Annotated in this window: 23 protein-coding genes and 1 tRNA gene; 18 read left to right on the top strand and 6 right to left on the bottom strand. The window is 33.7% G+C overall.

Annotated features, from left to right (window positions below):
• The first annotated feature begins 18 nt into the window (after positions 1–18).
• From BW731_RS07195 to BW731_RS07170, 6 genes are all read left to right on the top strand, one after another.
• Positions 19–1305 (top strand): bifunctional folylpolyglutamate synthase/dihydrofolate synthase, encoded by a 1287-nt coding sequence (locus BW731_RS07195; protein ID WP_079346914.1) that lies wholly within the window; start codon positions 19–21, stop codon positions 1303–1305.
• 3 nt (positions 1306–1308) lie between these two features.
• The gene (locus BW731_RS07190) at positions 1309–1974 is read left to right on the top strand and encodes an HAD family hydrolase (protein WP_079346912.1); all 666 of its coding nucleotides are present in this window, start codon (positions 1309–1311) and stop codon (positions 1972–1974) included.
• Between the two features lie 52 nt (positions 1975–2026).
• On the top strand, positions 2027–2719 hold the full coding sequence (gene radC / locus BW731_RS07185) for a RadC family protein (protein ID WP_079346910.1): 693 nt from the start codon (positions 2027–2029) through the stop codon (positions 2717–2719).
• Between the two features lie 155 nt (positions 2720–2874).
• Entirely contained in the window at positions 2875–3075 is a 201-nt protein-coding gene (locus BW731_RS07180; protein WP_071457588.1) for a cold-shock protein, read from the top strand.
• Positions 3076–3216: 141 nt separating this feature from the next.
• The gene (locus BW731_RS07175) at positions 3217–3756 is read left to right on the top strand and encodes a DUF2179 domain-containing protein (RefSeq protein ID WP_079346908.1); all 540 of its coding nucleotides are present in this window, start codon (positions 3217–3219) and stop codon (positions 3754–3756) included.
• Positions 3753–4190, top strand: coding sequence for a GNAT family N-acetyltransferase (locus BW731_RS07170; protein WP_079346907.1), 438 nt, complete (start codon positions 3753–3755; stop codon positions 4188–4190). Before BW731_RS07175 ends, BW731_RS07170 begins: the two co-directional genes overlap by 4 nt.
• 47 nt (positions 4191–4237) lie before the next feature.
• On the opposite strand, the gene rnjA is transcribed toward BW731_RS07170, so the two are convergent.
• Complete coding sequence (rnjA, locus tag BW731_RS07165) at positions 4238–5917, bottom strand: ribonuclease J1 (protein ID WP_079346905.1); 1680 nt, start codon at positions 5915–5917, stop codon at positions 4238–4240.
• Between the two features lie 2 nt (positions 5918–5919).
• Positions 5920–6135: a DNA-directed RNA polymerase subunit epsilon gene (locus tag BW731_RS07160; RefSeq protein WP_071457585.1), complete on the bottom strand. Its 216-nt coding sequence runs from the start codon at positions 6133–6135 to the stop codon at positions 5920–5922.
• Between the two features lie 385 nt (positions 6136–6520).
• Here BW731_RS07160 and BW731_RS07155 point away from each other — a divergent pair, with 385 nt between their 5' ends.
• From BW731_RS07155 to BW731_RS12530, 12 genes are all read left to right on the top strand, one after another.
• Complete coding sequence (locus tag BW731_RS07155) at positions 6521–8251, top strand: ABC transporter ATP-binding protein (protein ID WP_079346903.1); 1731 nt, start codon at positions 6521–6523, stop codon at positions 8249–8251.
• Positions 8248–10011: an ABC transporter ATP-binding protein gene (locus BW731_RS07150; protein WP_079346901.1), complete on the top strand. Its 1764-nt coding sequence runs from the start codon at positions 8248–8250 to the stop codon at positions 10009–10011. Before BW731_RS07155 ends, BW731_RS07150 begins: the two co-directional genes overlap by 4 nt.
• Before the next feature lie 197 nt (positions 10012–10208).
• Positions 10209–11237 (top strand): Gfo/Idh/MocA family protein, encoded by a 1029-nt coding sequence (locus tag BW731_RS07145; protein WP_079346899.1) that lies wholly within the window; start codon positions 10209–10211, stop codon positions 11235–11237.
• 3 nt (positions 11238–11240) lie between these two features.
• Positions 11241–12536, top strand: a complete 1296-nt coding sequence (locus tag BW731_RS07140; protein ID WP_079346897.1) for a DEAD/DEAH box helicase — start codon at positions 11241–11243, stop codon at positions 12534–12536.
• Between the two features lie 21 nt (positions 12537–12557).
• Positions 12558–12881 carry a PTS sugar transporter subunit IIB gene (locus BW731_RS07135; protein WP_079346895.1) on the top strand — a complete coding sequence of 108 codons (324 nt, stop codon included), beginning with the start codon at positions 12558–12560 and terminating at the stop codon, positions 12879–12881.
• Between the two features lie 62 nt (positions 12882–12943).
• A tRNA-Arg gene (locus BW731_RS07130) sits at positions 12944–13017 on the top strand.
• Between the two features lie 229 nt (positions 13018–13246).
• Positions 13247–14107: a BglG family transcription antiterminator LicT gene (gene licT, locus BW731_RS07125; protein ID WP_198931931.1), complete on the top strand. Its 861-nt coding sequence runs from the start codon at positions 13247–13249 to the stop codon at positions 14105–14107.
• A 4-nt stretch (positions 14108–14111) separates the two neighbouring features.
• Positions 14112–15992 carry a beta-glucoside-specific PTS transporter subunit IIABC gene (locus tag BW731_RS07120; RefSeq protein WP_079346893.1) on the top strand — a complete coding sequence of 627 codons (1881 nt, stop codon included), beginning with the start codon at positions 14112–14114 and terminating at the stop codon, positions 15990–15992.
• 12 nt (positions 15993–16004) lie between these two features.
• Positions 16005–17447, top strand: a complete 1443-nt coding sequence (locus BW731_RS07115; RefSeq protein ID WP_079346891.1) for a glycoside hydrolase family 1 protein — start codon at positions 16005–16007, stop codon at positions 17445–17447.
• 200 nt (positions 17448–17647) lie between these two features.
• Entirely contained in the window at positions 17648–18118 is a 471-nt protein-coding gene (locus BW731_RS07110) for a FeoA family protein (protein WP_079346890.1), read from the top strand.
• Between the two features lie 2 nt (positions 18119–18120).
• Positions 18121–20265, top strand: coding sequence for a ferrous iron transport protein B (feoB, locus tag BW731_RS07105; RefSeq protein WP_079346888.1), 2145 nt, complete (start codon positions 18121–18123; stop codon positions 20263–20265).
• 10 nt (positions 20266–20275) lie between these two features.
• On the top strand, positions 20276–20413 hold the full coding sequence (locus BW731_RS12530) for a FeoB-associated Cys-rich membrane protein (protein ID WP_143592750.1): 138 nt from the start codon (positions 20276–20278) through the stop codon (positions 20411–20413).
• Between the two features lie 60 nt (positions 20414–20473).
• Here BW731_RS12530 and BW731_RS07100 read toward each other — a convergent pair whose 3' ends face one another.
• Genes BW731_RS07100 through BW731_RS07085 form a run of 4 tightly spaced genes read right to left on the bottom strand, consistent with a single transcriptional unit; the run spans position 20474 to position 24303 of the window.
• Positions 20474–20701 (bottom strand): LPXTG cell wall anchor domain-containing protein, encoded by a 228-nt coding sequence (locus BW731_RS07100; protein WP_079346886.1) that lies wholly within the window; start codon positions 20699–20701, stop codon positions 20474–20476.
• 27 nt (positions 20702–20728) lie between these two features.
• Positions 20729–21412 (bottom strand): hypothetical protein, encoded by a 684-nt coding sequence (locus tag BW731_RS07095; protein WP_079346885.1) that lies wholly within the window; start codon positions 21410–21412, stop codon positions 20729–20731.
• Between the two features lie 23 nt (positions 21413–21435).
• The gene (locus BW731_RS07090; RefSeq protein WP_079346883.1) at positions 21436–21966 is read right to left on the bottom strand and encodes a hypothetical protein; all 531 of its coding nucleotides are present in this window, start codon (positions 21964–21966) and stop codon (positions 21436–21438) included.
• Between the two features lie 18 nt (positions 21967–21984).
• Positions 21985–24303: a hypothetical protein gene (locus tag BW731_RS07085; protein ID WP_079346881.1), complete on the bottom strand. Its 2319-nt coding sequence runs from the start codon at positions 24301–24303 to the stop codon at positions 21985–21987.
• Positions 24304–24437 lie beyond the last annotated feature (134 nt).

Genomic DNA, 24437 nt, shown 5'->3' with positions numbered 1-24437 from the left:
TAAAGGTGGCTGTACAAGATGGAGTATGGAGAAATTATTTCATGGATACATGAACGCACAAAGTTTGGTATTCGTCCGGGGTTAACACGAATCAATTATTTATTAGAACAATTAGACAATCCGCAAGATAAGTTAAAAATTGTTCATATCGGTGGAACAAATGGGAAAGGCTCAACAACAACGTTTTTACGTTGCCTGTTGGAGCAACAAGGCTTAACGGTCGGAACCTTTACCTCACCGTATATCGAATCATTTAACGAACGCATTGCGATTAACGGTCAACCAATTCCTAATGAAGATTTGGTTGAATTATGTGAAAAAGTGATCCCTATCGTGGATAAGATGGATGAGGTACCTGAGTTAGCTCATACTGTGGAATTTGAAGTATTAACAGCTATGATGTTTGATTATTTTGTTGATAAAAAAGTTGATATTGTTCTAGTTGAAGTTGGTTTGGGCGGACGTTTTGACTGTACGAACGTGATGACTCCACTTGTATCAGTGATTACGACAATTGGTTTAGATCATGTCGATATATTAGGAGATACGATTGAACAAGTTGCTAGTCAAAAAGCTGGTATTATTAAAGAAGGAAGGCCAGTTATTGTGGGGAACGTCTCAGATGAAGCGTTTGATGTGATTAGTAAAGAAGCAAACTCCTTACATGCTCCTATCAAACGTTATGGGGTTGACTTTGATAGTCAATACTTACAACCAACCGATAATTGGGGAGAAACATTCCATTTTAAATCAGATAAAGTTGATTTAAAACAATTATCCATTAATATGGTTGGAAAACACCAAGTAGATAATGCAAGTGTCGCCATTGAAGCATTTAATGAAGTCTCGGATATGCTTCATTTACCAGTGTCTAATCGTGATTATCAAAAAGGATTGCAACAGGCATTTTGGCCTGGTCGTATGGAAAGAATTTCTGCTGAACCATTTATTGTATTAGATGGGGCGCATAACGATCACGCGATGGAAGTATTAGTAGACAATCTAAGACGAGAATTTTCAGATAAAAAAATTCATACGATTTTTGGGGCGTTAACTACTAAAGATATTCAAGGCATGATTAAGTTATTGCAGTCAGTAAACAATCTAGACTTGAAAGTGACCACGTTTGATTACCCAAAAGCTTGTACGAAAGAGTTATATGAAGAGATGGGACTAATAGCATACGATCACTGGCAAGAAGCACTATCAGATACATTGAAAGAAGTGTCAGGGGACGATTTGATTTTAATTACCGGATCGTTGTATTTTATTTCCCAAGTAAGACAAATTTTATTAGGAGAGTGACGTGTGAAAAAAATAAGCGGCGTTATTTTTGATATGGACGGCCTAATCTTTGATACAGAAGCAGTCTATTCAAAAAATAATATTGAGATTGCACAAAAATTCAAGATGCCTGGCTACGATGAGGAATATTATAAATCTGAAGTTGGTTTAGGTGAGAAGGCAGTTTACCAAAAATATGTCAACGATTTTCCAATGTTGAGACAAGATGAGATTGACCAATTTTTTAAAGAAAGTCGAGCTAGTACATGGGAAGAATTTTCAACAGTGGGAGCACCAATCAAACCAGGTGTGGAAGAATTGTTAACGTATTTAAACAATCACGGCGTAAAGTGTGTTGTTGCTTCAAGTAATAACCGTGAAGCGATTGATATGCTACTGGATAAAGCCGGGTTTATGGATAAATTCAGTGGAATTGTCAGTGGCAATGATGTGATGCATGCTAAACCACATCCAGAAATTGTTGAAAAAGCTGTCGAATTATTGGGTACACCAAAAGAAGAAACGATAATGCTAGAAGATTCATTGAATGGTATTCGAGCATCTTTCACTGCTAGTGTGCCAGTCATTATGGTACCGGATTTGATTTTACCAAATGACGAAGCAAAAGAAAAAACACTGACTATTAAAGATAGTTTGTATGATGTGTTAGACTACATAAAATCAGTTTAAATCAAAAACTCCTTTTTCACGTATGTTTTGAGTGAAGAAGGGAGTTTTTTATATGACTAACATACTACACACATTCGACTACCAAGATCAGTTGTTACCAAGAGAACGTTTGATAGAACATGGTGCAGAAGTATTATCTAACGAGGAGTTACTAGCAGTGATTCTTCAATCAGGTAATAAGTCAAATTCTGTCATGGAGTTAGCTGGAAATATTTTGACTTATTGCGATGGTTTATACGGCATGAAGACGATAAAAATTGAAGAGTTGATGAGCTTAAAGGGGATCGGACCAGTAAAAGCCGTACAAATAAAAGCGGTCGTTGAGTTAAGTAAAAGATTGAATCAATCAACAAAAGAAAAATATGGTAGAATCTGTTCAAGTCAACAAATTGGTGAGAGTTTAGTTGAAGAAATGAAAGATTTAGTGCAAGAACACTTTGTGGTATTTTACTTAAATGCTAAAAATGAGATTATCAAAAAAGAGACTATTTTTATCGGAACACTCAACCAATCTATTGCCCATCCTCGTGAAATATTCCATCTAGCAGTGAGGTATTCAGCCTCCCGTCTCATCTTAGTTCACAATCATCCATCGGGAAACCCAGAACCGTCAGATCAGGATGAAGTATTCACAAAACGTTTGGTTTCTTGTGGTGAAATGATGGGAATTGAAGTGTTAGATCATATTGTTGTAGGAGAATCCGATTATATCAGTTTTCGAGAAACGCAGAGATTATCATTGTAAAAACGGGACTTTACTTGCAATTAAAACAGACATGAGTTATCATGAATATGTAATATGGTTTTGGATTTCAATAGATGTTGTATGAAACACCCTCTATCGACCGAAAGCAAGTATTACAAAAATTAACATGTGCTACGGCACGAGGAGGAAGTAACATGGCTCAAGGAACAGTAAAATGGTTTAACGCAGAAAAAGGATTTGGATTTATCCAACAAGAAGAAGGAAATGACGTATTCGTACATTTCTCAGCTATCGAAGGCGACGGATTTAAAACATTAGAAGAAGGTCAAGCTGTAACATTCGAAATCGAAGAAACAGATCGTGGACCTCAAGCAGCAAACGTTGTTAAAGCGTAATTAATTTTTAATGAAAATGTTTAGTGTAAGTAGGATAATCTACTTACACTTTTTTATTTATAGAGATAAGTTGCATCAGATATAAATATTAGATAATATGGATAAATAATTGAGTATAGAATAGAAGGAGGAGTAAAGTAAATGGAAATTAAAACGTTATTAATGATCTTCTTGATTAATTTTTGTTACGTTACATTGAATACGATTCGTTTTATGTTAACGATGAAGGGGTCTAGAGTGGTTGCCCCATTACTTAGTATGGTGGAAATTTCAATTTATGTTGTAGGTTTATCGCTTGTATTAAATCAAATCGATAAGCCACTCAATTTATTTGTATATGCTTTAGGATATGCATGTGGTATTGTCGTAGGTATAAAAATAGAGGATTATTTAGCTCTTGGATATATTATGGTGACGGCAATTGTTCCTTTAAATGAGGAGAATCATCAACTTCCAGAAATATTAAGAGAGGAAGGGTATGGCGTCACACAAACTATAGCTCATGGTCGTGAAGGTGAAAGGTTAGTTTTAGAAATTTTATCAGCCAGAAAATCTGAACGTTCATTATACAAATTAATCAAGGAATTTAATGACAAAGCCTTTATTATTTCATATGAACCCAAATATATATCTGGTGGATTTTGGACGAAAAAAGTACGGGAAAGGAATCGAAGGAAATGATAACATTTGAAAATAAGTCGTTTGAGTCATTAACTAATCAAGAAATTTTTGAAATGTATCAATTAAGAGTATCAGTATTTGTAGTCGAACAAAAATGTCCTTATCAAGAGGTGGATGATACAGATTTAATTGCGACTCATATTTTAGGTAAAAATGAGGTCGGCGAGTTGATTGCTTATATGAGAATCTACGAAACGAGTGATACTTGTTGGTATATTGGTCGTGTCATAGTCAAAAAAGAGGAACGCCAAGCAAATTATGGCAGGCTTCTAGTTGAATTTGGACTATCCCAAATTAGCAGTGGGTATCTAATAAAAGCACAAGCTCAAGAGAGGTTACAACGTTTTTATACATCATTTGGTTTTCAACCAGTATCAGAAGTATATTTAGAAGATAATATTCCACACATTGATATGGAATTTAAAAAAGTGTAAACAAAAGCCAACGATTATCTAGTATTAGATAGTCATTGGCTTTTTGATTATTTATCAGATGTTTCTAAAACCATTGGTAAAATCATTGGATGACGTTCGGTTTTTTCAATTAAGAAAGGTTGAACAGTGTTTACAATGACTTCATTTAACATGATTTCGTCACAATCAGGATGTTTTAAGGCTTTTCGAATCGCATTAAATAAAAGACGTTGTGTTTCTTGAATTAGTTCACCAGATTCTCTCATGTAGATAAACCCACGAGATAAAATATCAGGTCCGGCCACAATCATTTGTGATTTATAATCAACTGTGGCAACAGCTAATACTAATCCATCTTCAGAAAGAATTCGTCGATCTTTTAAGACGATGTTTCCAATATCCCCAATTCCGCTACCATCTACATACACATCTTCAGCGTTAAAGTGCCCAGCACGTCTTGCGCTATCACTCGTTAAAGCTAGGACATCTCCGTTTTCTAAAATAAAACAATTTTCTTTTGGGACACCTGTTGCTTGAGCTAATTTGGCATGGATGTTTAACATACGGTATTCACCATGAACTGGCACAAAATATTTTGGTTTAAGCAATCTCAAGAATAGCATCTGCTCTTGTTGACCACCATGCCCAGAAGTATGAATATTGTTTACTTTTCCATGAATCACGTTTGCCCCAGCTTCAGATAACAAGTTGATTAAACGATTCACACTTGTTGTGTTTCCAGGAATTGGTGAACTTGAAAAGATGACAGTATCATCAGGTTGAATTGAAATTTGACGGTGAGTTCCGTTAGCAATACGACTTAGCGCAGCCATTGGTTCACCTTGAGACCCCGTACATAAAATCATAATCTCATCAGCAGGATATTTGTTAATATCACGCGCATCAATAAATGTATCATCAGGGACAGTAATATGTCCTAACTCACGACCATTTACAATAGCATTTTCCATACTACGACCAAAAACAGCAATTTTCCTTCCTGTTTTCACTGCAGCTTGAGCTGTTTGTTGTAACCGGAAAATATTTGAAGCAAACGTTGCGAATATGACACGACCTTCAACTTTTTCAACGATTTTAGTAATGGATTCTCCAATTACTTTTTCAGATTTTGTAAATTCAGGTACTTCAGCATTGGTACTATCAGATAGTAAACAAAGGACACCTTCTTCTCCTAAGCGAGCCATTTTATGTAAATTAGCAGGTTCGCCAACTGGTGTGAAGTCAAACTTAAAGTCACCAGAATACACAATATTACCTGACGGTGTTTTAACAACCACACCATTAGCTTCTGGAATACTATGAGTAGTCCTAAAGAAGCTAATTTGAGTTTTTCTAAATTTTATAACCGTGTCTTCATTGACTTCATGTAAGACAGCATCACGTAACAATCCATGTTCTTCTAATTTGTTACGAATAAGTGCCAAAGCAAGAGGTCCAGCATAGATTGGAATATTTGCTTGACGTAAAAGAAACGGAATACCACCAATATGATCCTCGTGACCATGAGTGATGACTAATGCTTTTACTTTTTTAATATTTTTAACAATGTATTGGTAATTTGGTATGACATAATCGATTCCTAAAAGGTCGTCTTCTGGAAATTTAATCCCAGCATCAATAATGATAATCTCATCTTGAAATTGGACACCATAAGTGTTTTTACCGATTTCCCCTAGTCCACCTATCCCGAAAACACCAGTTTCATTGTTTTTTATTTGGGGTTTCATGACTAGTTAAACTCCACAAGTTCGAAATTAGTGTGCTCTTTTTCATATTCTAAGTGGTTTCCTTCTAGGGGTTGGATGAATTCGATATTGTAATTAGTGTGCTCAGTAATTAAGCGGCGAGCAGTAATAGGTGAATCCGACTCGATGTAAAGAGATTGTGTTTTTTCTCTTTGTGGACTAAATTTTTTATCCTCTTGGTAATATACTTTATAAATCATTTGACATTTCTCCTTTATAATAAATGACATTTTATCTTTAATTAATTTGTAAAAACACGACAAAATTAGGTGCAAGTAGACACCTTTTTGAAGTAATAGTTATCCTAAATACTTGATTTAAAATAACATGGAATCTTGTCTCATTCCACGGATGTTCACTATCTTTTTCACCGTCGTATTTTGGAGCATACTACTCCAACAATTAGGTTTATTTTATCATAATTGCAAATAATTGTATAGAAACATTCATCATGACAAAAAAAGGATAACGATTACATCAAAAAAATAAGATAATTCGCAATAAATCACTGACATTTTAGCCGAAAATCAGTTATGATAAATGAAGTGCATTAAATACCTATTAAATGAAAAAGAGGGTGTATAAATGAAAACAATGTGGAATTACGCGATGAAACAAAAAAAGTTATTATTACTAAATTTTTTGTGCGTATTTGGCTTTATTTTAATAGAACTAGGGTTGCCAACTTTACTAGCTAAGATGTTAGATCAGGGTGTCGCAAATAATGATATGTCGGTAGTGAAACAAGTTGGTTGGCAAATGGTATTAGTAACAGCAGTTGGTATTATTCTAAATATTAGTTTAGCCGTGGTAGGTGCAAAACTTAATACGGGAATCATTAAACATATGCGTGAGGATATGATGGAGAATATTCAACGATTTTCTCATAAAGAATATGAAGATTTTGGTATGTCGTCACTGATTACTAGAACAACTAACGACGCGTTTCAAGTGATGAATTTTATGGGTATGATTTTAAGAATGGGATTTATTACCCCAATCATGTTTATTGCAAGCTTGTATATGATTGTTAGGACGAGTCCTTCGTTAACTATATTTGTGTTTATCGGGTTACCATTTTTAATATTAGGCATGTTAGTGATTGCTAAGTTTTCAGAACCATTATCAAGACGTCAACAAAAAAATCTTGATAACATGAACCTGATATTGCGTGAGAACTTATCTGGATTAAGAGTGATTCGTGCGTTTGTTAATGAAAAATTTGAAGAAAAACGCTTTGAACAAGTGAATAATGCATATGCAACAAGTTCAATGAAATTATTTAAATTAATGGCTTCAGCTCAACCAGCATTTTTCTTTCTATTTAATATTATTATGGTGTTGGTTATCTGGTTTGGAAGTATCCAAATTAATGATGGTAGCTTAGAAGTGGGAAATTTAATCGCATTTATAGAATATATATTCCATGCCTTATTCTCATTTATGTTGTTTGCTTCTGTTTTCATGATGTACCCACGTGCAGCAATTTCAGCTGCTCGTGTACAAGAAGTCTTAGATGTTGAACCTGCTATTCAAGATAATCAATCTGGCATCACAGAAACAAAAACACAAGGTGTCATTGAATTTGATAAGGTATCTTTTGCTTATCCAGGACATAGTGAAAGTCCTGTCATACGAGACGTTAGTTTTACAGCTAATCCAGGAGAAACAGTAGCATTTATCGGAAGTACAGGTAGTGGTAAATCCACTTTAATTCAATTAATTCCAAGGTTTTATGATGTGAGCCGAGGTTCTATAAAAATTGATGGGGTAGATGTACGCGATTATAAATTAAAAAGTTTACGAGAAAAAATCGGTTATATCCCTCAAAAAGCAGTACTTTTTTCTGGGACAATTGCTGATAACTTACGTTTTGGTAAACAAGATGCTACTGAAGAAGAGATGAGAGAAGCACTAGATATCGCACAAGCAACGGAATTTGTTTCTCAAAAACCACAAGGGTTGTTTGAACCTATAACAGAAGGTGGTTCTAACTTCTCAGGGGGACAAAAACAACGTCTAGCTATTGCACGAGCAATTATTAGAAAGCCTGCTATTTACGTATTTGATGATAGTTTTTCAGCACTGGATTATCGAACAGATGCCATGCTTCGTCAACGCTTGAAAAAAGAAACAACCGAGTCAACTGTACTTATTGTTGCACAACGAGTTAGTACAATCATGCACGCAGATAAGATTATTGTTCTAAATGAAGGTGACGTTGTTGGCATGGGAACACATAAAGAGTTATTGAAAAATTGTCAAGTTTATTATGATATTGCTTCATCACAATTGACAGAGGAGGAATTAAAATGACACACTCATTGAAACAATTAAAAAGACTGTATCAATATATTTCTCCTTATAAGTTTGGTTTTATTGGAGCACTATTTTTAGCAGTTATTGCAGTAATTATGAATGCTTTAATGCCTTTTGTAACGGGTTTACCAACAACTAAAATAGCTGAAAATATAAAAAATGGCGAGTCGCTTGATTTTAAATATATTTTAAACGTACTCCTTGTCTTATTTTTAATAGGACTAATTTATAGTTTAGCAAGTTTTTTTGCTCAATGGTTTATGACAAAAGTCGTTCAGCACGCAATGAGAGATTTACGAACAGATATCTCACAAAAGATTAATCGATTACCAGTTTCTTATTTTGATACACATCAATTTGGAGATGTTTTATCTCGTGTGACTAATGATGTTGATGCGGTAAGTAACGCGTTGCAACAAGGCTTAATCGCCATTGTTAATGCACTTTTAGGGATAACGATGGCTGTTGTGGCGATGCTAACGATTAATGTCAAGTTAGCGTTGCTGGTTATGTTGATTATTCCACTATCTATGATTATTTCTAAATTAGTTGTTAATTGGTCTCAACCATATTTTAAACGTCAGCAAGATTCATTAGGTGAGTTGAATGGGTTTGTTCAAGAAAATTTAACAGGATTTAACGTATTGAAACTTTATGGTCAGGAAGAAGAAACTATTCATAGCTTTAAAAATGTCAATAAGCGTTTGACGACTAATGGTTTTAAGGCAGCAGCTATTTCGGGTATTATGATGCCATTAGTTAATTTAACAGCTTACAGTGCATATATAGGGGTAGCAGTATTAGGATCATTTTATGTCATTTCTGGAACTTTACTTTTAGGAAATTTACAAGCCTTTATCCAATATGTATGGCAAGTCAGTCAGCCAATGGGGCAAATCACTCAATTATCTTCCATGCTACAAAGTGCGTCAGCTGCCACCAAACGCGTGTTTACGATATTAGATGAACCAGAATCTATTGAAAACGAATCAGATATTCCGTTGCCGGAAATTTTCCATGGAGACGTTGAATTTGATAACGTATCATTTAGTTACCAACCAGATCGTCCTTTAATCCAAAATTTTAGTGTATCAGTTAAAAGTGGTCAGACGGTTGCTATTGTTGGGCCTACAGGGGCAGGGAAAACAACTTTAATTAATTTGTTGATGCGTTTTTACGATGTGACAGATGGAGCGATTAAAATTGATGGCATTGATACAAAAAAAATGAATCGTAGTGATGTTCGTTCGTTGTTTGGTATGGTGTTACAAGATGCGTGGCTTTATAACGATACAATTGCTGAAAACATTCGATTTGGTAAACTAGATGCGACAGATTTCGAGGTAGTTGATGCAGCTAAGACAGCTAATGTGGACCATTTCATTCGAACCATGCCTAGTGGTTACGAAATGGCCATTAACGAAGAAGGTGACAATATTTCACTAGGTCAGAAACAACTACTTACTATTGCTCGAGCAGTGATTTCAGATCCTAAAATTTTAATTTTAGATGAAGCAACCAGTTCAGTTGATACAAGATTAGAAGGACTTATTCAAAAGGCAATGGAAAAAGTAATGGAAGGGCGAACTAGTTTTGTTATTGCCCACAGATTATCCACTATTCGTGAAGCTGACTTGATTTTGGTGATGGATCAAGGACAAATTATTGAACAGGGAACACATGAGAGTTTGTTAGCGAAAAAAGGTTTTTATGAAAAACTATATAATAGTCAATTTGCAGAAGATTTAGACGAATAAAAAGTAAACCACTTTGTCAGATAATCAATGATTAGTAGTAGACGTAGTTGCTATTAGTCATTATGATTATAGTACAGGTGGTTTTTTATTTTTAATTTAGTCAGACATAAATGAAGGAAAAATGATATACTTTTGACTACGAAGTATAAGGATTTAAAACTATTTACGCGACAAAAGAAAATAAAGGGGAATACGTCATGTTGAAACTAGGTGTTATTGGAACGAATTGGATTACTCATGCATTTGTTAATGCAGCCGTAAAAAGTGAAGAGTATGAACTTAGTGCTGTATACTCACGTACTAAGGGAAAAGCAGAAAAATTTGCTGGAAAATACGATCATTCAGAAACCATTCAGATTATGACTGAATTATCAGAGTTAAGTGAGTCAGAAGACATTGATGTAGTATATATAGCATCTCCTAATAGTTTACATTATGAGCAAGCAAGATTACTGATGACACATGGTAAACATGTGATTGTTGAAAAGCCAGCAGTCTCAACGCTAGAAGAATTAGAAGAATTAATTGATTTGGCTGAAGAAAAAGAAGTGTTCTTTTTTGAAGCGGCAAGACACATACATGAAGATAATTTTCAACGAGTTGCTTCATTTTTGAAAAATAGAGAAGATATACTGGGGGCTAATTTAACGTTTATGAAATATTCATCACGTTATGATGCTCTTTTACGAGGAGAAGAACCAAATATTTTTTCTGCTAAATACTCGGGTGGAGCTTTAATGGATTTAGGCGTATACTTAGTTTATACAGCAGTAGCTTGGTTTGGAAAACCAAACTCTGTCTATTACTTTAACCAAAAATTGCCTACTGGTGTTGATGGATTAGGAACCATAATTTTTCGTTATGGTACGTTTGATGTGACCATGTCAGTTGGAAAAAATGTGGATAGTTTTTTACCATCAGAAATATATTTAAGTGACAGCACACTGTGTTTAGATGCAGTTAATAGCATAGGAAGTATTGTACAAAAAAAACGTGAGAATAATCAGCTAACTGAAGTGAATTTTGGAACAGAAAAGTCAGATGAAGTGATGATTGAAGAAGCAAAAGCGTTTGCCAATATTATGGTGAATCCAATGGGAATCAAACAACAAAAGATTTACCAAGACTGGGTTCAATTAGCAAGAGATGTCCATTATTTAATGGAAAAAATGAGAAAAGAAACGGATATTATTTTTGCAGCGGATGCAAAAGAAATTAGAGGTTAGAAGATGAGTATATTAGAATTATTGCCAGAGGTTTGGCAAAATGAATGGGAAAAACAAGAATACAGTGCCCCAACCTTGATACAAAGTACTCTGTATCCTTTGTTATTAGAAGGCGAGAACGTGTTAGGGATTTCTCCAACAGGTTCAGGTAAAACAGTGGCCTATTTATTACCGTTGTTGCAAAAAGTGGTACAAGGAAATGGCAATCAATTATTAATCATTTTGCCGTCACAAGAACTAGCGAGCCAAGTAGCAGAAGTAACTAGAGTTTGGGCAAAAGGCCTAGACTTAAATATTCAAGCAATTATTGGGGGAGCTAATGTTAAAAGACAAATCGAACGACTAAAAAAACGTCCAGAAGTATTAGTTGGAACTCCAGGTCGTGTATTAGAATTGATTAAACAAAAGAAAATTAAAGCTCATTTAATTCAGACGTTAGTTCTTGATGAAGTAGATGATTTGTTAAGTGATGCTGAGTTTAACTCAACAAAAGGTATTATAAAAAGTGTTCAAGCTGATACTCAAGTTGTTGCTACATCAGCAACAGGGGAACAAATATTACCAAAAATGGACACTTTATTTAGAGCAGAATTGCGTGTCATTGATGTCACAGAGGATGATAATACCAAAGGAACGATTCAGCATGGATTTATTATGACACCTGTTAGAAAACGTTCAGAAGTGTTACGTCGATTAGCTCACGTAGAAGGATTTAAAGGGTTAGTTTTCTTTAATCAGGTGAGTGAACTTGGAGCGGTATCTGAAAGATTGAATTATTTAGGTATTAAGCACCAGACTCTTGCTTCAGATCAGCACCAAGTAGAAAGAAAACGTGCTATTCATGATTTTGAAACAGGGCAAGTGTCACTACTCTTAACAACAGATTTAGGTGCAAGAGGATTAGATTTTTCTGACTTAGCATACGTTATTCAGTATGATTTGGCTCAAACAGTTCCTGATTATATACATCGTGCTGGACGAGTGGGACGTATGGGAAAACAAGGGACAGTGATTAGTTTAGTCAATGATGGTGAGAAACGAGAACTAAACAAGTTATATAAAGAAGTTGGAAAAACAGGAATAGAGTATTTTGCTACTCATGGGAAATTATTAACAGAAAAACCTGATTCACGTTCTGATGACGAAGAAATAGAAATGCTTAAGCCGTTGAAAGAAGAAAAAGTAAAAGCGACAGTTTTTAAAGAAGAAACAGTTCGTGGTAAACAAGAAACGCCTAAAAAGAAAAAGAAAAAAAATCGCACCAAAAAGCAAAAGAACAAAGGAGCGAAGTGGAAATAATTTTTTTATGAGGGGGAAGGCATGAAAAAACGAATCGTATTAGTTTGTTTAGCGGGAATGAGCACTAACTTATTAGTAAATCGTATGAGACGCGCAGCGGATATGAAAGATAGAGATGTAGAAATTGTTGCTATCTCAGCGCCAGAAGTTGAAAAAGATATTAAAAATGAACAAACAGATGTCTATCTTTTGGGCCCACAAGTTAGGTATTTAAAAAATGACATCAAGCAAGCATTAAATAATTCAGATATTCCAGTTAAAAACATAGATATGACAGATTATGGATTGATGGATGGCTCTAAAGTATTTGAATATGCAGAGAAATTGATGGATGGTGTAAACTAATACGCAAGATATTGTGACTAGACTTTTACTGATAAAAGTGAGAAAATCATAATATCTTTGATGTCCCTGTAGCTCAGCTGGATAGAGCACCGTCCTCCTAAGACGGGTGTCGTACGTTCAAATCGTATCAGGGACGTTTAATTTACTGAAGCTAATAAAATTAATTATGCTTTAGTTGCTAGTTATGTTTGAATATTGTATGAAAAGATTAAAAATGTGTTGAAGCAAATAAAAACACATGGTATGATGAAGTCAAATAAGGATTGTAACTGGTCAAGCAGGCAAAACCTCAGACGAAGGCGTGTTCTCTAAATAGAGATGACGGCTTGTTTGAGGTTTTGCTTTTTTTGCTTTTCAGAAAGGGAGTGATAGTCATTAAAATTATCAAGATACTAAATAATAATGCCTTCATTTCTCAAGACGATGCAGGGAATGAAGTGGTTGTAATGGGTGTTGGTATAGCATTTGGTAAAAAGAATGGTCAAATAGTCGAGCCAAGTAATCGATACAAAATCTTTTCAAATATTAATTCAAAGATTATTGATCGCTTTAAAAATGTGTTTTCAGATATACCAGAAGATTATTTAGAAATAACTGAGCGACTTATTTTTGTTATGGAAAAAGAATATGGCAAAAAAATAGACGATATCATTTATGTTTCTTTAACAGAACATCTCCATGGCGCAGTCGAACGTATTAATAAAGGGATTGAGGTTGCTAATCCACTACTGATGGATATCAAACGCTTATTTAAAGATGAATTTGAAGTGGGAATGCTAGGTGTTAAAGAAGTTAATCAACGATTTGAAGTGGTGTTTTCAGAAGATGAAGCTGCCTATATTGCACAACATTTAATAAACGGACAATTAGATAATCTAGTCGATATTAACGATATGTCAAAACTCATGCAAGAAATTATTAGTATTATCAAGTTTACATTTCGGATGGAGTTTAATGAAGAATCAATATATTACTATCGATTTGTGACGCATTTAAAATTTTTTGCACAACGGGTTATTGATAAGCAAGTTTACACGAGTGAAAATGACGATATGTTTGATTTATTTAAAGAAAAGTATGTGGAGAGTTATGAGTGTGTGGTTAAAATCGATAATTATTTATCTAAAAATTATCATTATCATTTAAATTCGGATGAACAATTGTATTTATTGTTACATATAGAAAAAATTACAAAAAATGCGAAAATAATAAGCGAGGAAGGTTGATAAAATGGATTATCAGAAAGTAGCTTCAGAAATTTTAAAAGAAGTAGGTGGCGAGAAAAATATTGTTAGTGTGGTTCATTGTATGACACGTCTAAGATTTGTGTTAAAAGATGAATCGATTGTCAATGATGCCAAAGTGGAACGTATAAAAGGGGTTCTTGGTATTATGAAAAAAGGTGGACAGTATCAAATTATTATTGGCAATGAAGTTGGAGCTGTTTATAAAGAAATCGTTAAATTAGGAAACTTCAAAACTGATAGCAATGATGATGCACCTAAACCAGAAAATGATGAAGGCATTTTTTCTAAAATATTAGATGTCATTTCTGGATGTATGGCACCAGTTATTCCTGCACTGATTGGTGCGGCGATGATAAAAGTTCTTCTGACTGTTTTACCAATGCTTGGTTGGTTAAATGAAGGCAGTCAAACGTATCAATTACTGTCAGTGATTGGTGATGGAGCATTCTTTTTCATGCCAATTTTAATTGGAATTTCAGCGGCATCTAAATTTAAAACCAATCCTTATTACGCTGCGACGTTAGCAGCCATTATGCTTCACCCTAACTTTATAACATTGATGAATACTGCAAAAGACGCGGGCGAAACAGTTAAGTTTTTTAATATTATTCCAGTGACTTATGCAAACTATGCATACTCTGTTATTCCAATTATTCTAAGCGTATGGATTTTATCTTATATCGAACCATTTGTTGATAAAATTACACCAGCTATTACAAAAAATTTCTTAAAACCAATGCTAGTATTACTTATTACAGCACCACTAGCTTTAGTCATTGTTGGACCAATTGGGGCTATTATCGGTAATGTTTTATCAGACGTGATATACTTTATTCATGATAAACTAGGATTTATTGCAATAGGGTTAGTTGCAGGAGTTTACCCATTTATCGTTATGGTAGGAATGCACCATGTCTTTATGCCAATTAAGTTAAGCATGATTGCTACAACAGGTTATGAAGCTTTTATGTGTATTGCTGAATTATGTTCGAACTTAGCACAAGGTGGAGCGTCATTAGCCGTTGCCATTAAATCTAAAGACAAAGATTTGAAACAAGTTGCCGGTTCTTCAGCTTTTTCTGCGCTACTTGCAGGGATTACTGAGCCAGCTCTGTATGGGGTAACCATTCGATTAAAACGTCCAATGCTAGGAGCTTGTATTGGGGCAGCAACTGGTGGGATTATTGGTGGATTATTTCAGTTAAAAGCTTACGGGATAGCAACACCAGCTATTATTACGTTCCCACAATACATTGAAAAAGGAAACAGTTCATCAATTCTTTACGCACTAATTACAATGGGTGTGACTATCGCTGTTTCATTTATCGCTACTTATTTACTAGGGTTTGAAGACATTAAAGATGATTCTTATGAAGAAGAAGTTGAAGAAGCAACTATTGAACCATTGAATCAAATTAAAGACGTATTTAGTCCTTTAAAAGGTGAAGCAATTGAGTTAGCAAAAGTAAACGATAAAACATTTGCAGATAATTTATTAGGACAAGGAATTGCCATTATTCCTGAAAAAGGTGAAGTAGTCGCACCATGTGATGGAACGATTGACGTCTTTTTTGAAACAGGACATGCCATAGGAATAAAATCAATAACAGGATTAGACATTTTAATTCATGTTGGACTTGAAACAGTTAACTTAAATGGCAAACATTTTTCACCACAAGTTCATGTTGGTGATAAAGTGAAAACAGGTGACGTGTTACTAACATTTGATTTAGAAAAAATAAAAGAAAAAGGCTATGATACAACAACCCCTGTAGTAATTACTAATTCAAATGATTTTAAAGAAGTTAATGTAGATAAAACTGGTTCAGTTAATGAATCAGATAAAATATTGACAATAATTTAATGAGGTGAAAACATGACAAAGTATCAAGTACCAAAAGATTTTTTATGGGGTAGCGCCTCGGCAGCTTATCAAATCGAAGGTGCACATTTAGAAGATGGAAAAGGTGTGTCAAACTGGGACGAATTTGTTAAAATTCCAGGAAAAACTTTCGAGGGATCAACTGGTGAAACAGCAGTTGATCATTACCATCGTTATAAAGAAGATATTAAACTAATGGCCGATATGGGATTAAAAACCTATCGTTTCTCAATTGCTTGGACCCGAATTTTTCCAGCAGGACGAGGAGAAGTAAATGAAAAAGGATTAGAGTTTTATCAAAATATTATAGATGAATGCTTAAAATATAATATTGAACCAATGGTGACACTGTATCATTGGGATATTCCACAAGCTTTAGTTGAAGAGTATGGCGGATGGGAAAATCCAAAAGTTATAGATGATTATGTTGATTATTCGACATTTTTATTTGAACAATTTAAAGGAAAAGTCAAATATTGGATTACAATGAATGAACAAAATATCTTTACCTCTTTGGGATGGCTAACAGCGATGCATCCACCAGGAAAATTTGATGATCAAAAAACATTTTACCAAGTCAATCATCATGCTTTTCTAGCACATGCAAAAACTGTGATTGCGTTTAAAAAGATTATACCGGATGGACAAATCGGTGCAAGTTTTGCTTATAGCCCAAGTTATGCTCTAGATTGTAATCCTGATAACGCTATGTCAAAAGTTGACTTTGACAATTTGAAAAACTTTTGGTGGATGGACGTTTATGCGTATGGTCGTTATCCTAAAAATGCTATGACTTATCTAGAAAAACAAGGCGTTGCTCCATCTGTCACAAAAGAAGATGAAAGCTTATTTAAAAAAGCTGCTTCTTTAATTGATTTTATGGGTGTTAACTATTACCAGACAACAGTTTGTGAATACAATGATTTAGATGGTGTAACACCATACGCGAAAATGAATACAACTGGTGTTAAAGGAACAAATGAACAAACGGGTATTCCAGGTGTATATAAAACAGCTAATAACCCTTATTTAACCACAACAGATTGGGATTGGACGATTGATCCTGAAGGGTTACGTTATGCCTGTAAAGAAATTACTAGTCGTTATAATTTGCCAATTGTTATTTCGGAAAATGGATTAGGTGCTTTTGATACATTGGAAAGTGATGGTAGCATTCATGATCTGTATCGTATTTCATTCTTAGAAGAACATGTAAAAGAAGTGATTAAAGCGATTGATGAAGGCTGTGATGTGATTGCGTATTGTACATGGTCATTTACTGATTTATTAAGTTGGTTAAATGGGTATCAAAAACGTTATGGTTTTGTATATGTTGATCGTGATGAAAAGGGTGGTAGCTTAAAACGATATAAAAAAGATAGTTACTATTGGTATGAAAAAGTGATTGAAACAAATGGTGCCAGTTTGTTTGAGTAACTCATTATTATCCTATGAATTGCTTACTATTTAAGTAGCAGTTTCATAGGATTTTTTTAGTATGGTGTATTTTTAAACACTTAAATGATTTTTTTCACAATATAGATTGACGCTCATTCCTGACGAGTGTATGATTAGTTTATTAAATGAGAATGGTTTTCATTGCTAGTTAGTAGGGAAAAATAAACGTAGGTGAAAAAATGAAAAAATTGAAGGATTGTCAAATGAATAAAGTCTATCAATTTGTTGCATTTAATGGTCAAGAATCTCATGCGAAACATTTAAAAAATTTGGGGTTGTTACCAGGAACAGAGATAGTTTTATTATCGAATAAAAAAAATCAACCATTTATTGTTCTATTTAAAGGGACAAAAATAGGAATAGATGATACTATTGCAGAATTTATCCAAGTTAGTGAAGATATAGAAAAAAATTCTACCAATCTTAAAACATTGGATGAAATTGGTATTGGAAAACATGCACAAGTGGTTGATTTTACTGTAAAAGGAGCACTAAAACGTCGGTTGATGGATATGGGATTAACAAAGGGTGTACTTATTCAGGTGAAACAATATGCTCCTTTAGGTGATCCGATTGAAATTACCGTTAGAGGATATGAACTCAGCTTGAGAAAACAAGAAGCATCACTCATTTTAGTTAAAGAGGTGTAGCTATGACAAAAAAACAAATGGCATTGGTCGGAAATCCTAATAGTGGAAAAACGAGTTTATTCAATGAATTAACAGGATCTAATCAATCAGTCGGAAACTGGCCAGGTGTGACAGTAGAAAAAAAAGAAGGTAAACTAAAAAAGAATACAGATATAGTGTTACAAGATTTACCAGGCATTTATTCCTTGTCACCTTATACACCAGAAGAAGTGGTGGCACGCGATTATCTGTTGGAAGATAACCCTTCTGGTATGTTAAATATCGTTGATGCAAGTAACTTAGAAAGAAATCTTTATTTAACGACACAATTGTTAGAATTAGGCATTCCTATGATTCTATCATTAAATATGATGGATGTCGTTGAGAAAAAAGGGATTCGGTTAAATGAAGAAAAATTGTCATACTCTTTAGGGGTTCCTGTAGTAAAAATGAGTGTTGCCAGAAAAGAAGGGTTAACCCATGCCCTTGTAGAAATAGATAAATTATTTGTTCATGGAAGAATTCCGGATTTTCCTCTATATGATAATCGCTTAGAAGTGGCTTTGTCTGAAATTAGTGAATTGTTACCAGATAGTATACCAATTCATCAAAAAAGATGGTACAGTATCAAGTTATTTGAAAGAGATCAAACAGTTTGTTCACGAAACATCATGCCTGATAACGTGAAAAAAGAAATTGAAGACATTATCAGTATGACAGAAGAAATTATTGGAGACGATAGTGAGAGTATTATTATCAATGAACGATATAATTATATCAGTCAAGTTGTCAGTTTGTGTTGTGTGAAAGAGACAGATTACAAACTAAGTATGAGTGATCGAATCGACAAAATAGTAACGAATAGATGGCTAGCTTTACCTATCTTTGCGTTTGTGATGTGGTTAGTTTATTATCTATCCATTCAAACTATCGGAACGATTGGGACTGATTGGGTAAATGATGTATTATTTGGAAAAATTGTTCCAGATAATGTCACAAAATTAATGGAGATGCTGGCTATTGCCCCTTGGCTACAATCCCTTGTTCTTGATGGCATTATTGCAGGAGTAGGTGCGGTATTAGGATTTTTGCCACAGTTGATGGTCTTATTTTTATGTTTATCTTTACTAGAAGATTGTGGATACATGTCACGTATTGCGTTTGTCATGGACCGATTTTTCAGACGTTTTGGTTTATCTGGCAAATCATTCATTCCAATGTTGATTTCAACAGGTTGTGGTGTTCCAGGAGTGATGGCTTGTCGAACAATAGAAAATGAGAAAGATCGCCGTATGACGATTATGACCACAACGTTTATGCCGTGTTCAGCTAAATTACCCATTATTGGTCTTATTGCAGGTGCTTTTTTTCCACGTAGCTCTTGGGTTGCACCGTCAGCATATTTTGTGGGAATTGGTTCTATTGTTTTGTCAGGTATTATATTAAAGAAAACAGCATTGTTTAGCGGAGACACAGCACCATTTATTATGGAATTACCTGATTATCACATGCCAAGATTTAAAAATAGTTTTAGACAAATGATCGAGCGATCAAAATCTTTTGTAAAAAAAGCAGGGACGATTATTTTTGCGAGTTCTGTTATGATTTGGCTTTTATCTTCATTTAACTTTAGAGGACAAATGGTAGAAACGGATCAAAGTATTTTAGCGTCTTTAGGTCAAACGATTTCATTTATTTTCGTACCACTTGGATGGGGAAATTGGAGAACAACCGTTGCAACGATAACAGGATTGATTGCTAAAGAAAATGTAGTGGGAACGTTTGGTATTTTGTATAGTCATTTGCAAGAAGTCTCAGAAACTGGAAAAGAATATTGGCCATTATTAAGTGCTAGTTTAACACCAGTAGCTGGATATTCATTTTTATTATTTAATCTATTATGTGCACCATGTTTTGCTGCGATTGGGGCAATACGTCGAGAAATGAATGATTGGAGATGGACAACGCTGGCGATAAGTTATCAATGTCTTTTAGCTTATGCCGTTAGTTTAGTTGTCTATCAATTTGGTCATTTCCTATTTGAAGGTGGAACGTTTGGTATCGGACAAGTGTTAGCAAGTATGTTAGTTATTGGGATGATTATATTAATAACAAGAAAACCTAGAAAAGAAAAATCAGTCGGTGTAGAAGGTATCAGTATATTATAGGAGTGATAGTATGGGTACAATTATTTTAGCTGGAATTATTTTTTTAGGAGTAGCTAGGGTTGTATATAAGTATGGTATAAAAAAAGAAAAAACATGTGATTGTTCTTCAGCAGAGTGTCCGATAAAAAAAGAAACAATATCAAAATAAGTGATGACAAAAATCAAAACCTCACCCTAAACATTTATATGTCAAGGTGAGGTTTTGATTTTATTTATAGTAGCTTGTTTTGAGCGATTTTATCACCATTATAAGTAGAATAATAGTAACACCTAATCCTAAATAATAACTATTCATATAGTCGTTTGTTTTTGGAAGTTCTTGGTAGTAAATTTGTAAAGTAGAGGAAGGGGTACTCGTTGGATTAGTATCATTTTTATCTGATTGTGAAGTGTTCGTTTCTCCAATAATTCCTATGACATCAATTTGATTTGCCATAGATCATTCCTCCATTCCTAAATTTGGTTAGTTCCAATCTTTAGGAACTGAGAAAGTTAGACCAAGTGAATAGTTACTGCTGTATACACCATCTAAATTACTGCCAATATTACCACTATAATCAAATGTTAAAGCATTAGTACCAGAATTTTCAGCGCCATTTAAAGAATCTTTGCCTTTATTATTAGCTAACCTTCCTAAAAGGCTTGTTAAAGATGAAACAGGTTTCCCATTACTAATAATATTTGTAGAAGCAGTTGCTGAAACTCCTCCTGTTGCATTAAGATTAACGACGACATTATTTTGTTCTGTTGTGGTACTAATTTTTTTACCACCACTTTGGACTGGAGATTCTGCTTCGGTCAAGCCGTTAAAACTAACGTTAACAGGTCTAGCAGAATTATTAGTGATAGTGTATTTTGGAGATGTGATTTTTGAATTTGCGGTTTTACCAGCTGAATAGAAATAAGTTTGTGTCGGAACAGTGACATTTATCCAAGCATCATCTCCTTCATCAATAGGTGAATCAGGATCTGTGTTATCTACACCTAATGTTCCTTGTACTGGAACAGTTGCTTCTGATTCGCCGATATAGGTTCTAGAACCATTCTTTGTGTTAAGATTATCTCCGGTTTGATCAGCTGAGACTACTATAGGTGTCAGTGTTATGACACTGATTGATAGTAATGCTCCAAATAATGTTTTTTTCATGATGTTTTTCTCCTTTTTATTTTTTATTTATCAACTATTAAAGTTAATACTGCCTTAACTTCTCCCTGCTTCTTTTTAGTATTTTGGTTGTAAATATTAAAAGTAGCAGTCACTGGATAGGTTCCTGGAATCAATTTTTGGTTGAGTGTGACTTCTTTTATTTCCTCACCAGGTTGTATAGCACCAGATTCGTAAATGATTGAATTATCACTATTAAGAGTAACAACGACATTAATAGGTTGAGAATTCTGAGGTGGGTTTTGTATGGCTAATCCACCTTCCATAGTCTCTTTGTTAAAATGTGCTTCTGAAACAATTCTCATGTTAAAATTAGTTGAATCAACAGCTTTCTGTGCATATTGAGTTAATTCTTTTTCAGTCATTTTTGAAGCATCTTTTCCCTCAGGTAAAAAATCCCCTGCTACGACGGTTGCAATCTCAGTGTTTTTATCAAAAAATATCTTATAGACAAAAAAACCACTAATTAGAAATAATAACAACAATAAAAGTATCAGTAGAGATTTTTTTTTATTGTTATTATTTTTTTTTTTCATTTAACCAACTCCTTTCATTTATTTTGGATTAATGGAAAATACAACAGTATAATTGAGAGTTGCTGGAGAAGTGGTTAAGTAAGGACCACTGTATGCTCCACCTAGATTAAAATTTGTTTTATTGTGTGATGTATCCCAGTAAGGTTGTAATTCCAATGATTGAAGAGATGTTAAATCACCTAAGTTCCATTGAAGATTATAGGGATTTGATATTAGTTGAAGTTGCAATTTTTTCTTATCGTTATTGATATTTGGTTTATCAGGTACGATGTCAATATTATTTTGATTTTTTTCAATTAATAAAGTAGGTTTAATATTTATAATTTGATTACTTTGATTTGAGATTGGATAGGTGGTTTTGTTATTGAAAATTAGTTCTGGTTTATTATTGACAGAACGATAATTAACATCAGCATTTATATCAATTAAAGTTGGCAGTGTCACTGCTTGATAAGGTTTAATTTCTGTTGATAAATGATTCCAAGTAGTGTAAAAAGTTTGATTATCAGATGTATTGATAACAGCTAGTCTACCGTATATTATATACATCCCAGAAAACAAATGATTTAAAGTTGCTGATGTCGTTTTATCACTTGTTATGGTTGGTGTAGAAGGAATTGTATTAACAGGTTTATTAATACTGCCATCTATATGAGTTGCTACTTGTACCGTGTCTTTATATAGATTATTAAGTGTGGTATCACTTAGTATATTATTAGTATCACTAGTTATATAATATTGTGCTTTATAAGTATAATGTGAATCTAATGTACTTGAAACATCGGTTAGTTGACTTGTAATTTTACTAAAAGGTGTTTTAGACTCGACATCAAATCCAGACGATCCCATTGCTGATACTCCGCCAACTTTAACAGCCGGTTCGAAAGCTAGTACATTATAATTAGATAAATTATTTGTTAATGTTTCACTACTTTTATTAGGTAAGACTAATTCACTGATAGGATCTCCATTTTTATTAGGCGACTTTCTAAAATTATAAATCGTATTATTGGTTGTGCTATTTTTTATGTCTATGCTTGTATTTTTAGAATTTAAGGCTGGATTAGTTTGTGTTTGATTCATAAATTTGACACTAGAACTATCCTGGGAATTAATAACAAGTTTTCCTGTCTGAAAAGGTAGGTTAGATGTTATAAAGTTCAACTGAGCCTGTTCATCTATAAAAATATCGAGAGTGCTGTTACTATCGAAAAAGTTATTTGATGTGGCCCCTGTGTTTCCTGTGACTGTAATATACTGATAAGTTGATGGATCAGCAAAAACTGTTGAAGGGTCAATATATGTCAGCTTATTATCAAATAAATAAGTAAATTTTGCTTTGCTATCAATGTTTAAGCTAGCTGGTTTACTTGGGTAAAACAGCTCCGTTTTTCCCGATTGTATAAAGACTTCTGCATTTGACTCTACATTCATGGTTAAGTTTGAATGTATCCAGATAAAAGCTAAAGAGGTATTTGTTTTTTGAACAATTGCTGTTTTGCTATCTTCTTTAAAGTTGATAGCTCCTGAAAATTCTGCAAATTCCTGGTTGGAAACACCATTAGATGTGACAACAAACGTGTTATATCCAATGAAATTAAGTACACTATTTGATCCTGTTGAATAAAAAGGTTGTCCACCTTCTTCTGCGTAGTAATTAACATCTTGAATATTTATTGTATTATTTGCTTTTGTTGTTTGACAAAAGCCATAGTAGTTATTTTTTGCAAATTCCTTAGAACCAAAATTAATATTTTTGAAGGTGATGGTCATATTTGCTGAACCTAATGAAAATAATCCGTATCCAGAAGTTGAGTTACCAGTAAAAAATATTGAAAAATTATTTACATTATTGTGGTTAGTCGCTCCATCAATAATGATAGGGTTGCGATTATTGATAAAGTTAATCATGTTTCCATCTAGTGTAATATCAGACATTAGATTGATATAGACAGTACCAGAATTAGTGGTAGTTGTATAGCTAGAGTCGTTAATCATCTTGGCTACAGTAGCTAAATGATCTGCATTATATACTTTAAACGGTGAGGCTACTGTTCCGTTTCCGGTTAGAGATGTACTCATCACTAGGTTGGCTTGTTCGAAATAAGCTTTTTTTTCTTTAGATAAATAATCAGAAGAACTTGATAGGGTAGATTCTTTATCATTAATTGTTTCCGTAGTTAATGAATTTTTTGTTTCTATCATAGAGTTATTTGAAGAATAATACGTATTTCCATCTGCTGTACTAGTTGTGTCAGTTATATTTTCAGCAAAAGAAAATATCGGACAAAGAATATAAAAATTGATAAGTAAACTAATGGAAATGATTTTTTTCATTTTTTTCACCACTCTTTCAATCTGTAACTGACCTTTTTGGTTATAATCCCAAGTATAGTGATTATAATTATAAATATTTTTTGTAATAGTACAATAAATGGTTTTGAAATATATTATAAACGATATTTGTTATA

This window comes from Vagococcus martis (assembly GCF_002026305.1).
Lineage (GTDB): Bacteria > Bacillota > Bacilli > Lactobacillales > Vagococcaceae > Vagococcus > Vagococcus martis.
This window is presented reverse-complemented; position numbering and strand designations above follow the sequence as displayed.